Genomic DNA, 15,222 nt, shown 5'->3' with positions numbered 1-15,222 from the left:
CAGATCCAACGCACGACTGGTCGTACAGATCAACGCCCATGGGGCAAATACTGCATATTACCCGTCCGTACCGGAACCCTTCCCCAGCGTGGCCTGCGCGTCAGTTATCAAAGACTCGACGAGCGAGGTAATACCGTCGGCGCCCAGTGCCGGAAGAATGCCCGGAACCAGACCGTTCAGCGAAACCGAGACCAACGCATCGGCAGTGAGCGCCGCACCCATCGTCTGCTTCATCACAGCCAGTTTTTCGGCCAGCTGTGTGAAGGTCACCACGGTGTCGCCGTGTGTGAAGGCAACCGCCGTCGGATCTGCTGCGGCGGCCGCTGCTGCGAGGTCCGGAAGGTCCGCGGCCGTTTTCGGCTCGGCTGCCTCGATCAGCGCGCGTTCGAAGTCCGTCACGATGTCGATGGTCCGCAGAACCACCGTCGGATCTGCGGCAACGGCGTCAACCACGGCCCGCAACCTGGCTGCGAACAGTTCCATGGTTGCGGCGTCGTACAGATCGGTTGCATAGGTGAATCGCATCCGGATATCGGACAGCGCTCCGTGCTCGTCGAACTCCTCGATACCGGTGAGCTGCAGGTCGAACATCGCCGAGTCGAATCCGTCGTCCACCGCCGACAGTTCGAGCCCTGGCAGCGCAAACGTGCCAAGTGCCATGTTCTGGAACGTGAGCATCACCTGGAACAGCGGTGAGTATGCCTGTGAGCGCTCACGGCCGACCTGCTCGACCAGACGCTCGAAGGGCACGTCTGCGTTTCCGAACGCCGCGAGGTCCTTCTCCTTCACCTGCTGCAGCAGGTCGACAAACGTGGTTGCCGGTTTCACCTGCGTGCGCAACACCAGCGTGTTGACGAACATACCGACCAGGTCGTCGAGGACTCGCTCGCCGCGGCCCGCCACCGGTGTACCGATCGCGATGTCGTTCGAGCCACTGAGCTTGGACAGCAGCACCGAGAACGCGGCGTGCACGACCATGAACACTGTCGAGTTCTGCTCGCGCGCGATTTCCGCAATTCGACGCGTGGAATCCGCGCCGAGCGTGAACAGGAAGTCCGCGCCCTTCATCGACTGCGTCGGCGGACGAGGACGGTCCGTCGGCAGTTCCAGAAGTTCGGGAACGCCGGCGAGTTCCTGCGTCCAGTAGGCAAGCTGCGTCGACAGTTCACTGTCCGGATCGCCCTCGGAACCCAGAACGTCGCGCTGCCATAACGTGTAATCCGCGTACTGGACTTCGAGCGGAGCCCATTCGGGTGCCGCTCCCCCGGTACGCGCCGTGTACGCGACCATCGTGTCCCTGATCATCGGTGCCATCGAGAACGCGTCGCCGCTGATGTGGTGGACCACGACGATCAGGACATGCTCGGTGGGCGTGATCTGGAAAAGGCGAACGCGCAGCGGAACACCGGCAGTGACGTCGAAGCCCTGACCGACGACCTTCGCGACCTCGGCCCCAATCGTGTCTTCGCCGACATACAGCACGGCCATGTCGACAACGGCTGCCGACTTGGACTGAATCGACTGCGTCGGGCCGTCCCCGAGATCGGGATAGAACGTCCGCAGGATCTCGTGGCGAGCAACAAGGTCGGAGACGGCCGACTGCAATGCTGCGACGTCGAGATCGCCGGACATCCGGATCGCGACCGGGATGTTGTACGCGGCAGACCTGCGGTCGATCTGGTTGAGAACCCACATCCGCTGCTGAGCGAGCGACAACGGAATCTGCGACGGCCGTTCCTGCGCCACCAACTGTGCCCGCGAACCTGAACCGGCATGTTCGAGCACCCGCGACGCCAGCAGTCCGACAGTCGACGCTTCGAAGATGATCCGCACCGGAATCTGGGCGTCAAGTGCCTGACCCAACCTGGCCACGACCTGTGTGGCGATCAGCGAGTTTCCGCCGAGATCGAAGAAGTCGTCGTCCAACCCGACTCGTGGAACGCCCAGGACTTCGGCAAACACCGAGGCCACGATCTCTTCGACCGGATTGCTCGGGGCACGGAACTCCGTTGCCTCGAATTCGGGTTCCGGCAGCGCCTTTCGATCGATCTTGCCGTTGATGTTGAGCGGCAATTCGCTCAGCACCATCAACGCCGACGGCACCATGTAACTCGGCAACTCGCGGACGAGTTCCGCCTTCACGCTGTCGACGTCGACGGTGGCCCCGGCCTGCGGAACGAGGTACCCGACCAGTCGATCCCCCAGTCGCGGATCGGTTTTCGCGACGACAACCGCTGCGTCCACGGACTCAGCAGCTCTGATAACAGCTTCGATCTCACCGAGTTCGATGCGGTAGCCGCGGATCTTCACCTGGAAGTCGGCACGATCGACGTACTCGAGTTCACCGCCACTGCGCCAGACAACAAGGTCGCCGGTGCGGTACAGACGTGTGCCCGGTTCTCCGAAGATGTTGGCGACAAAGCGTTCCGACGTCAGGTCGGCCCGCCCGTGATAACCACGAGCCAGCTGGGTTCCGGCAAGATACAGCTCACCGGTCACTCCGACCGGAACGGGATGCAGTCGCTCGTCGAGCACGTAGACCTGCGAATTCCATTCCGGGGCACCGATCGAGACCGACGAGGTATCGCTCTCGTCCACATCGTGCGCGGTCACTGACACCGCAGCCTCGGTCGGACCGTACAGATTGACGAGTGCCGCGTCGGACATTTTGCGGAACTCTGCCGCCGTTGCCGCGGGCAAGGCCTCACCGATGGCAAGGACGCGCTCAAGCGACTGCGGAAGAGTGCCGTCTGCCGCGGCCGTCAGCATCGAGAGCATGGACGGCACCGCGTGCAGCGTCGTCACCTTCTCCTGGGCAATGAGCGCCAGCATGTACTCGGCGTCCTTGTGGCCGTCCGGGTCGGCGATGACCAGGCGGGACCCGGATGTCAACGCGGACCAGAACTCCCAGACCGAGAGGTCGAATGTTGCTGCGGTCTTGAGCAACATTGCATCGGTCTGGTCGAGACCGTAGCGATCACGCTTCCACAGAAGCTGATTGACGATCGCGGCGTGGGACAGCGCCACACCCTTCGGCTTGCCGGTCGATCCCGACGTGAAGATCACGTACGCGGTATTCGCCGAACGAAGCGGTGCGATCCGCTCGTCGCCGTGTACAGGCGCTCCGGAGACGCCCGACAGATCGAGGGTGTCGATGACCAGAACGTTGTCGATCCCCACGAGCGACGGCGCGTCGTTCTCGGTGCTGAGCACGCACACCGGCGCGGCCATCTCGAGGACATAACCGGTGCGATCGGCCGGATGATCCGGATCGATCGGAACGTAACCGCCGCCGGCCTTGGCAACGGCGTACATGCCGATCACCAGATCGATGGAGCGTCGCATTCCCAACGCCACCAACGATTCCGGACCGACACCCAGTTCGATCAGGTGACGGGCGAGCCGGTTGACCTTGTCGTCGAACTCGGAATACGTCAGCGATTCGAGTCCGTGGACCAACGCGACGGAATCACCGTGCGCGGCAACCTGCTGATCGAACAGATCGACCAGGGTCGCGTCGGAGTCGAGTACATGCTCCGTTGCATTCCATTCCTGCAGAACCTGATTCGACTCATGCGGATCGAGCACGTCGATGTCGCCGACCACGATCGACGGATCGGCAACAACTGCAGCCAGAACGGTGTTGAACCGATCAGCAAAGGACTGGACCGTCGACTCGTCGAAAAGGTCATGGGCGTAGCTGAATACGGCCGAGATGCCGGAGGCAACGCCACGCTCGTCGTAGTTGTCACCGACGATCAACTGCAGATCGAACTGAGCGACGCCGTTGTCGATCTCCAAGCCCTTGACCGTGAGGCCAGGCAGTTCCAGGCTTGCCTGTTCCATGTTCTGGAAGAGGAAGCCCACCTGGTAGAGCGGGTGACGAGCAGTCGAACGGGCGGGGTTGAGAACCTCGACCAGTCGCTCGAACGGAACGTCGGCATGCGCGAAGGCCTGCAGATCGTTCTCTCGCACGCGGGCAAGCAGTTCCGTGAAGCGGTCTGCGCCGTCGACGTGTGTCCGGAATACCAGGGTATTGACGAACATGCCGATCAGATCGTCGAGCGCACGCTCGCCGCGGCCCGCGATCGGGGTGCCCACGGCGATGTCGTCGGTTCCGGACAGGCGCGCCAGCAGGACCGCAAACGCTGCGTGCGTGACCATGAACAGGGTGGTTCCGTGCTCACGGGCCAGCGCCGACAGACCCTGATGCACTGCTGCGTCGATCTCGAAGTGGAGGTAACCCCCACGGTACGACTGCGCGGCGGGACGCAGACGGTCCGTCGGCAGGTCCAACTGGTCCGGCAACCCGGCCAAAGCCTGGCTCCAGTAGGCGATCTGCTCGGACGACACGGATTCCGGGTCGTCCTCGCTGCCCAGCACCTCGCGCTGCCACAGGCTGTAATCGGCGTACTGAACATCCAGCGGAGCCCAACCCGGCGCCGTTCCCTGCGCCCGTGCCGCGTAGGCCATGACGAGGTCGCGGGCGAACGGAGTAGTCGAGGAGCCGTCCGCGGCGATGTGGTGCACCACGACGGCGAGAACGTACTCGTTCTCGGCTACCTGGAACAACCGAATCCGCAGCGGGATTTCGGCCGTCACGTCGAACCTCGTCGACGCCAATTCGACCAGCTTGCCGACAATCTCGGCTTCCGTGACGCTTTCGACGTCCAATTGCACCGGCGTATGTCCTACCGGTTCGATGACCTGGACCGGTCCCGAATCGGTTTCCGGATACACAGTGCGCAGGGTTTCGTGACGGGCAACGACGTCGCCGATAGCCGCACGCATCGCCCCCAGATCGAGTTCGCCGCTCAGTCGCAGAGCAAACGGCATGTTGTAGGCACCGGCGGAGCCGTCGAACCGGTTGAGGAACCACATACGTTGCTGCGCAAGAGAAAGCGGAATCTCTTCCGGACGATCCTGAGCTGTCAGCGCAAGGCGGCTTCCTTCGCCGACGTGCGATTCGAGACGTGCGGCGAGTTCCTGAACGGTGGACGCTTCGAACAGAAGGCGAACCGGTACGGCCGTCTCGAGTTCTTCGGCGATCCGCATGACAACCCGAGTCGCGATGAGGGAGTTGCCACCCAACTCGAAGAAATCATCATCCAACCCCACCCGATCAACACCCAACACACCCACAAACGCCGACGCCACCACCAACTCCACCGACGACACCGGAGCCCGAAACACCCGAGCCTCGAACACCGGCTCCGGCAACAACGCCCGATCCAACTTCCCCGACGAATTAAGCGGAAACGCATCCAACACCACCACAGCAGCCGGAACCATATAACCCGGAACCCGCTCCCCCACAAACCCCCGCAACACCGACACATCCACAACCGACCCCACCGCCGGCACCACATACCCCACCAACTGATCACCCATCACCGACCCACGCACCACCACCGCAGCCGACAACACCGACCCATGCGCCGTCAACGCCGCCTCGATCTCCCCCAACTCGATCCGCTGACCACGGAACTTCACCTGAAAATCAGTACGACCGATGTACTCCAGATCCCCCTCAGACGACCACCTCACAAGGTCACCCGTCCGATACATCCGCTCACCCGAACCGAACGGCGACGCCACAAACCGATCCGCACTCAAATCCGGACGACCCACATACCCCCGAGCCAACTGCACACCCGACAAATACAACTCACCCGCAACACCCACCGCAACCGGCCGCAAACGCGAATCCAACACAAACACCCGGCAATTCCACTCCGGCACACCAATCGACACCACCGACCCCGACCCAGCAGCCGTCACATCCGCAAACGTAAACGACACCGCAGCCTCAGTCGGACCATACAAATTATGCAACCGCGCCGACGACACCAACCCGAACTCACGCACCGCCTCCACCGGCAACGCCTCACCGATCACCAACACATCACGCAACGAACCCAACAACCCCGGATCCACCAACGACGAAAACGTCGACAACATCGTCGGAACAAAATCCGTCACCGACACACCCTGATCATCAATCACCGACGCCAAATACCCCGGATCCCGATGACCATCAGCCGACGCCAACACCAACACCGCACCCACCCGCAACGGCATGAAAAAACCCCACAACGACACATCGAACGTCGTCGCCGTCTTCTGCAAATACACATCAGACGACGTCAAGCGATACTCGCCCTGCATGAACTCCAACTGATTCACAATCGCCGCATGCGAGACCGCCACACCCTTCGGCCGACCCGTCGACCCCGACGTGAAAATCACATACGCCGTATTCGACGCCCGCAACGGCGACAACCGATCCACATCAGAAACCCGCGCACCCGAAAAACCAGACACATCAACAACATCCACACACACAACCCGACGACCCGACGCCACGAAACCATCACGCTCCGTCGACACCACACACACCGGATCAGCCGAATCCAACACATACTCATTACGCGAGGACGGAGCATCAGGATCCAACGGCACCCACGCCCCACCCGCACGCACAATCGCATACAAACCAACCAACAAATCAACCGACCGCCGAACAGCCAACCCCACCAACGACTCCGGCCCAACACCCAAACCAATCAAATAACGCGCAAACCTATTAACCCTCTCATCGAACTCCCCATACGAAAGCACCACATCCCCACACACCACCGCACGCGAACCCGAAGAAACCCCCACCACAGAATCAAAACCATCCAACAACAACCCACCCACAACCGGATGAGAGGTGTCGTTCCAGGTGTCGAGCACCAAAGCGCGCTCAGGCGCGGTCATGATCTCGACGTCACCGACTGCAGTAGACGGCGTTTCACCGATTTCTGTCAGCAGAGTCTCGAGGCGACCCAGCAGGGCCTGCGCGTACGACTCGTCGAAGAAGTCGGGTAGGTAGCGAAGAGTCAGGTGCAGTTGGTCGTCGAGACCGATCAGCAATGTGAGCGGGTAGTTCGTGGAATCGTCGGAGGCGACATCATCGATCACCATGCCGTCCAAGAACTCTGCTTGCGCTGCAAGACCGTCACGGTCGACCGGGTAGGACTCGAAGATCACCAGAGTGTCGAAGAGTCCGCCGACGCCCGCGGCGCTCTGCACGTCGGTCAGGCCGAGGTAATGGTGATCGAGCAATCCCGCCTGTTCGATCTGAACCCGGGAGAGCAATGCCTCGACGGACTCGGCCAGATCCAGTTGGACACGCACGGGCAGCGTGTTGATGAACAGACCCACCATCTTCTCGACGCTGTCGAGTTGTGGCGGACGGCCGGAGACCGTGGCACCGAAGACGATGTCCTGGCGACCGGTCATGCGTCCCAGCAGAATTGCCCAGGCAGCCTGGACGATCGTGTTGGCGGTAACGCCGGTCCTCGATGCCAAACCGGTCAGTGTCGCGGTCACCGATTCGCTGAGCGAGATCTGCAACTTCTGCGACAGCGCACTGAATTCCTGACCAACGACGTTGGGAGCCAACAACGTCGGCTCTTCGACGCCGCCCAGCGCTTTCGCCCAGGCATCCATGGACACACTGCGATCCTGCTGGACCAGCCACGCGAGGTAGTTCCGGTAGCTCAGTGCCCGCGTCTGAGCGGGAATGTTCCCACGCATCGCGTAGTGGCCGAGGAGCGTCTGGAGCAGCAGCGGCATGGACCAGCCGTCGAGGATGATGTGGTGGTTTGCCACAACAAGGCGGTATTCGCTCGCCGCGATCTTGATCAGCGTGAACTTGATCAACGGCGGGTTCGACATGTCGAAGTGCGTGGCCTGGTCCTCGGCAAGAATCCGATCCAACTCTCGGCGTCGTTCTTCGCTGTCGGCGATTGTGGTGAGATCCAGTTCGCGCCACGGCACGTCGATGTCACCGAGAACTACCTGGACCGGTGTACCCGTTCCATCGACCACAAATGCGGTGCGCAGGTTCGGATGACGATCGATGATGGCCTGTGCTGCGGCGTGGAGGCGATCCGCGTCGACGCGGCCGGACAGCGAGAGAACCATCTGCACGGAGTACAGGTCGACGGTCGACTCGGCCATCACAGCGTGGAACAGCAGACCCGACTGCAGCGGAGCCAGCGGCCAGACGTCCTGCACCGCCGGGAAACGCTGCTCGAACCCGTCGAGATCCTGCTGGGTCAGCGTTACCAGCGGCACGTCCGACGGCGTGAGTCCGCCTGCGCCGACGGCCTGTGCGTGCTGCGCCAGCGCTGTGAGTGCTCCGACCCACAGGTCGGCCAGGGCTTGCACCTCGGTGGCGCTCAGCAATCCGTTCGGGAAGGCAAACGATGCTTCGAGCACCGCGCCGTCAGGGCCGTCGTTGACGATGGCATTGATGTCGACAACCTTGTTGGCCGGCATGTCCGGGTCTTCCGGCGCAGCGACTTCGGAGAAGTCGCGTGCCGGAATCCATCCGAGGCCTTGCGCTGCAGCCGGAATATCCTCCGCCACAATGCGGCCCAGGTAGTTGAAGCTGACCTGCCCGCTGCTCAGCTTCGACAGCTCGGTGCGGGTGTCGTCGTTGACGTACCGCAGCAGTCCGTAGCCGACACCCTTGTCGGGAGCGGCGAGCAACTGCTCCTTGACTGCCTTGATCGCCGCTCCCGCAGCAACTCCGGCGTCGAAGGCGTCGTCGATGTCGATACCGGCAAGGTCGAGGGCGACGGGGAAGGCCGCCGTGAACCAGCCGACGGTGCGCGAAAGATCGGCACCCGGGACGACGCCCTCTTCGCGGCCGTGGCCCTCGAGCTGGAGCAGTGCCGCTTCGGTGTCGATGCCCCGGTCACGCCGCCAGCGCACCAGTGCCAGAGCAAGTCCGGCCAGCAAACCGTCGTTGGCTCCGCCGCGGAACATCTCGGGCAGGGTGGTCAGCAGCGTCTCGGTGACGTCTGTGGGCACCTCCACGCGCACACGCTCGACTGTTGCCGCAACGTCGACGGAGGGGTCGAACGCACGCGAACCGAGAATGGGGTCCGGAGTCGACAGCGTCTTACGCCACCGTGGCAGTTCTGCCAGTCGCTTGTCGGATCGTGATTCCGCAGCCAGCGAGTGCGCCCAGGTACGCATGGACGTGCCCGTCGGTTCGAGCACGGGCACACTTCCGCCACTGCGCTGGGCCCACGCGGAAATCAAGTCCGGCACGATAATTCGCCAGGAGACGCCGTCGACGATCAGGTGATGCGCAGCCACGATCAATCGGCCGGTACGCGTGTCACCGAAGTCGATCCACACGAACTGAGCCATGACACCAGCGGCCGGATCCAACCGGCCGAGAGCGTCGTCGAGAGCGCCCGACGCGATGGCCGTCAGCTCTGTATCCGCAATCGCGGGATCCACCTGCACCCGGCGCACCGAACCATCCACGTCGACGGTTCCGGGCGCGGACACAGCCATGCCCGGACCACGCTGATCATCGACCAGACGCGAACGGAACATGTCGTGGTGATCGATGACCGCAGTCAACGTTTCGACAACACCGGTCCGGTCGATTCCCAGCGGCAATTCCAACGTCAACAGCTGGTTGAAACGCTGGTAGCTGCCAGGCCGTTCGAACATGAAGCGCTTGATCGGAGTGAGCGGCATCCAACCGATGCCGCCGCCTTCGATCTCGGCGAGAACAGTGATCGCGTCGGCGTCGGAGCCGAAGACGGCGACCTCGGCCAACTCTGCCACCGTCTTGTTCTCGAACACGTCCTTGGGCGTGAAGAGAACACCTCGGGCCTTGGCGCGGGACACCAACTGGATCGACATGATCGAGTCTCCGCCCTGAGCGAAGAACGAATCGTCGGTACCGATCTGATCGAGGCCGAGAACGTCGGCAAAGACCTCGCTGAGGATGCGTTCCATCTCGGTGGTGGGAGCGCGGAACTCCTTGACCTCGAATACCGGCTCCGGCAAAGCCTTTCGGTCCAGCTTGCCGGCCGGGGTCAGCGGCATGTCGGTCAGAACCATGATCGACGCAGGCACCATGTGCGCCGGCAGAGTGCGTGAGACGAACTCACTCAGATCCGCCGAGCTGACAGCAGATTCCTTGCCGACAAACACGTACGACACCAGCGCCGGAGCACCGGACGTCAGCGTGGTGCCCATCGTCGCGGCGAACTCGACGTCCGAATGTGCCGTAAGGGCGGCGTCGATCTCACCGAGTTCAATGCGGAAGCCACGGATCTTCACCTGGAAGTCGTTGCGGCCCACATACTCAACCTGATATTGGTCAGTCCAACGCACAACATCACCGGTGCGGTACATGCGCTCACCGGGCAGGCCATGCGGGTTGGCAACAAAGCGATCCGCGCTCAATCCCGGGCGGCGATGGTAACCGCGAGTGACCTGAGGACCCGACAGGTACAGCTCACCCGCCACACCGACGGGGACGGGCTGCAGACGCGTGTCGAGAACAAACGCGGCCATGTCGCCGATGGTTTCGCCGATGGTCATCCGGTCGCCCGGCATCAGCGGCACACTGACGTTGGTGACGATAGTGGTCTCGGTGGGACCGTAGACATTGAGGAACGTACGTCGACGGTTCGGCTGATCCGCCCACTTGGCCATCAACTCCGGCGAGTACGCCTCGCCGCCGACACCAACCACCTCGAGATCGTTCAGGCCCGACGGATCCATGGAAGCCAACGCCGCCGGCGTGATGAAGGCGTGTGTGACGCGTTCGGACTTGAACAGCGCGGTCAACTCGTCGCCGCCGAAGATCGACGTCGGGACGATCACCATGGCAGCGCCTGTCGCGACAGCCAGGAACAGTTCGAGCATCGACGCGTCGAAACTCGGCGACGCGAAGTGCAGCGTGCGGGAGTTCGGCGTCACCAGGTAGTGCTGTGCCTGCGTTGCACTGAAGCTCGCGAGGCCCGCACCGGTAGCAACAACACCCTTGGGCAAGCCCGTTGTGCCTGATGTGTAGATCACCCAGGCGGGATGCGCCGGAAGGACGGGGCGAACACGTTCATCTTCACGAATCGGTGAACTATCCTGCGCTGCCATCAGTTCCGCGCAAGCATCACTGTCGATCGCGAGCCACTCCACGGTGTCGGTAAGCCCTGCGAGTTCAGCTTCGAGAGTCAGACCGACCGAGACGCCCGAGTCGGAGACCATATGCGCGATGCGGTCAGCCGGGTAGTGCGGATCGATGGGAACAACCGCGGCGCCCGTCTTGGATACCGCCCACACCAGCAGGACCGATTCGATAGAACGCGGAATCGACACTGCGACCAGGTCTTCGGCGCCCAGACCGCGAGCGATCAGGACGCGGGCGAGGCGCGACGACCACTCGTCGACCTCGGCGTAGGTCATCGACCGATCCTGGTAGCGGAGAGCTTCGTTGGAGGGATACTGCAACGCGGTCTCGGCCAGGATGTCGGCCAACGGCTTCGGCTCGATGCCCGAGGACGCTCGGCGACCGGTCAATTCGATGCGCTCAGGCGCTTGGAGGATCTTGATGTCGCCGACAGCCTGCGTCGCATCCACGGCGACGGCTTCGAGAATTCGAGTCAACCTCTCGGCGAAGGAGACAACTGTCCCCTCGTCGAAGAGATCCGTCGCATACGTGAAGGTCGCAGTCATTCCGTGACCATCGGCAGCTTCCACCAGAGTCAACTGAAGGTCGAACTTCGCTACGGTTTCCGCGATAGCGAATTCAGTGATATCGAGTCCCGGCAGCGTCAGGTTATTCTGCCCCAGGTTCTGGAATGCCAAGGCAACCTGGAACAACGGGTTGTGCGCTTGCGAACGAACCGGATCGAGAACCTCGACCAGCCGCTCGAACGGCACGTCTGCGTGAGCGAAAGCCGCGAGATCACTCTCACGCGCCGACGTAAGCAGATCGAGGAAACGCATCCCCGGATCCACCTCGGTACGAAGCACGACGGTGTTGACGAACATGCCGATCAGATCGTCGAGCTGCGCTTCACCGCGACCGGCCACCGGGGTACCGACTGCGATGTCGGTGGTGCCGGACAACCGGGCAAGAAGTGTTGCCAACGCCGAGTGCATCACCATGAACAGCGATGCCTGGTGCTCGCGACCCACAGCAGCCAGTCCGCGGTGAACATCCGCGGAAATCGGGAAGCTGTAGGTGGCTCCCCGTCCGGTGAACACGGCTGGACGCGCGCGGTCACTGGGCAAGGTGATCTGGTCTGGAACTCCGTCGAGAGCCTTAGCCCAGTAGCCGATCTGCTCTGCGAGTACGGATTCCGTGTCACTCTCGGAACCGAGAACACCACGCTGCCACAACGCGTAGTCGGCGTACTGCACCGGCAACGGCGCCCACGTCGGGGTCTGCCCCTGTGAGCGGGCGTAGTACGCGGTCATCACGTCGCGGATCAACGGGCCCATCGAGAAACCGTCGGTGGAGATGTGGTGAATCACTATCGCCAGTACAAACGAGTCCTCGGCAAGCTGGAAGAGCTTGGCCCGCAACGGAACCTCAGCCGTAACGTCAAAACCTGATGAGACGAACTCCGTCACCGCCGCGACGATGTCGGATGCCTCGAGCGGCACGGGAGCCAGATTCACCGGAACTGCCGCCGCCGGCAGTATCCGCTGGTAGCCGATACCGTCCACCTCGGGGTAGACCGTGCGCAGGACCTCGTGACGCTTCACTACGTCCATGACAGCGTCGTACAACGCCGCCTCATCCAACTCTCCGGTAAGCGTGATCGCCATCGGAATGTTGTTGGCTGCCGACTCGCGATCCAATTGGTTGAGGAACCACATGCGTTGCTGCGCAAACGACAACGGCACCTGCGCCGGACGATCCTGCGCAGTCAACGCCGCACGCGAACCACCACCGACATGAGAACCGAGGCGAGCGGCCAGGCCTTCGACGGTCGACGCCTCGAACAACTCCCGCACCGACACCGCAGCATCAAGAGCCTGACCCAACCGCGACGTCACCTGCGTCGCGATCAGCGAATTACCACCGAGCGCAAAGAAATCGTCATCCAAACCAACACGCTCGGCGCCCAGAACATCCGCAAACGTCTGCGCAACAACCTCTTCCACCACCGACGTCGGAGCACGGAACACCGCAACCTGCAACGACGGAACCGGCAACGCCCGACGATCCAACTTCCCGTTCACCGTCAACGGAATCGAATCCAACACCACAAACGCCGACGGCACCATGTACTCCGGCAACAACGAACCCACACCGGTGCGGACATCCTCGACCGAAACGCTCACACCCGCAGCCGGAACCACATACGCCACCAACCGCTGATCACCCGGAGAATCCTCACGAACAACCACCGCCGTCTGCGCCACCGACACATCCGCCAACACCGCAGACTCGATCTCACCGATCTCGATCCGGAATCCACGGATCTTCACCTGATCATCCGCGCGACCCAGATACTCCAAATCACCAGCACTGTTCCACGACGCGACGTCACCCGTGCGGTACAACACCTCGCCGGCATTGAACGGATTCGCCACAAACCGCGTCGACGTCAACCCCGCCTGACCCAGATAACCCCGAGCCAACTGAACACCAGAGACATACATCTCACCCGCGACACCAACAGGCACCGGAGCCAAACGCGTATCGAGCACGAACACCTGCAGACCCGAAATAGCCTGACCCACAACACTCGCCGACGCATCCGCCGCCAACGCAGCATCCAACACACGATGGCTCACATGCACCGTCGTCTCCGTGATGCCATACATGTTCACCAACGTCGGCGCGAAGTCACCGCGGCGGCCGTACCAATCCGACAAGCGACGCAGCTCGAGCGCCTCGCCGCCGAAAACAACCCACCGCAACGACAACTCAGCGGCCCGACCGGATTCCGACGCCAACCGATCAGCCTCGGCCAACTGATAGAACGCCGACGGAGTCTGATTGAGCACCGTCACCCGCTCAGCAGCAAGCAACTCCAAGAACTGCTCCGGCGACCGCGACGTCACATAATCCACAACCACCAACGTGCCGCCGTACAACAGCGGACCCCACAACTCCCACACCGAGAAGTCGAACGCATAACTGTGGAACATCGTCCACACATCGGATTCGTCGAACCCGTACACACCCTCGGTATTCGCAAACAACTTCGCCACCGTCGTGTGCGGAACCTGCACACCCTTCGGGCGACCCGTCGAACCCGACGTGTAAATCACATACGCAACATTCGACGACCGCAACGGCGCAACACGATCCGCATCCGCCACCACCGAACCATCGAACTCCGACACATCCACCGCGTCGATATCAACCACAGGCAAACCAGCGGGCAACACCAACTCACGCCCGGACCACGAAATCGCAGCCACCGGAGCAGCATCAGCCAACATAAACTCGACACGATCAGCCGGATACGACGGATCCACCGGCAAATACCCCGCACCGGACTTCACCACCGCCAACAACGCCACCACAAGATCCGCCGACCGCGGCAACGCCACCGCCACCAACGACTCCGGACCACAACCCTGAGCAATCAACCTGCGCGCCAAACGATTAGCCCGCACCGACAACTCACCATACGACAACGACTCGCCACCGAACCGCACCGCAACCCGATCACCAAACCGCGCAGCAGCATCATCGAACCACGCCGACAACGTCGAATCCACACCACTGTCGACACCCGTGTCGCTCCATGACAGAACGCGATCCAACTCACCGGCGGTCATAACATCCACGTCGCCAACGGCAGCGGCCGGATTCGCGACAACGCCACGGAGGACGGACACGAACCGATCAGCGAACTCGGCCGCTGTCGACGCGTCGAACAGATCCGTCGCGTAGGTCAGGGTGCCGGACATACCGGCGTCAGCGGCGTCTTCAAGTGTGAATTGCAGATCGAACTTGGCCAGTGCTGCGTCGAATTCCACAGCAGCGGCGGTGAGTCCGGGCAGTTCGAGAGCACTCTGTCCAAGGTTCTGGAACGTCAACGCCACCTGGAACAACGGATGACGAGCCTGCGAACGAACCGGATCGAGAACCTCAACCACACGCTCGAACGGAACATCCGCATGCGCGAACGCCTGCAAATCCACCTCACGCGCCGACGCCAACAACTCGGCAAACGACATCGACGGATCAACCTCGGTACGCAACACCAAGGTATTGACGAACATACCGATCACGTCATCGAGCTCGGCTTCACCACGACCCGCGATCGGGGCACCGATCGCAATGTCGGTCGTCGCGGACAGTCGTGCCAACAGCACCGCCAGAGCCGAGTGAACAACCATGAACGGAGTTGCGTTCGTTGCCTTGCCCAGTTCGTCCAGCTCGGA

Annotated in this window: 1 protein-coding gene (cut by a window edge); it reads right to left on the bottom strand. The window is 62.2% G+C overall.

The genetic code is table 11. From position 1 onward, the window contains the following. Positions 1-57 precede the first annotated feature (57 nt). Positions 58-15,222 carry the 3' portion of a non-ribosomal peptide synthetase gene (locus BH682_RS09170; RefSeq protein WP_075832723.1) on the bottom strand. It continues 13,506 nt past the right edge of the window, so only the last 15,165 of its 28,671 coding nucleotides appear in the window; its start codon lies off the right edge, out of view; its stop codon occupies positions 58-60.

The sequence above is a fragment of the Rhodococcus sp. YL-1 genome (assembly GCF_001942025.1).
In the GTDB taxonomy this organism is placed as follows: Bacteria; Actinomycetota; Actinomycetes; order Mycobacteriales; family Mycobacteriaceae; genus Rhodococcus_F; species Rhodococcus_F qingshengii.
Note: the sequence above shows the minus strand (reverse complement) of the source record. Positions and strands in the feature narration are given on the sequence as shown.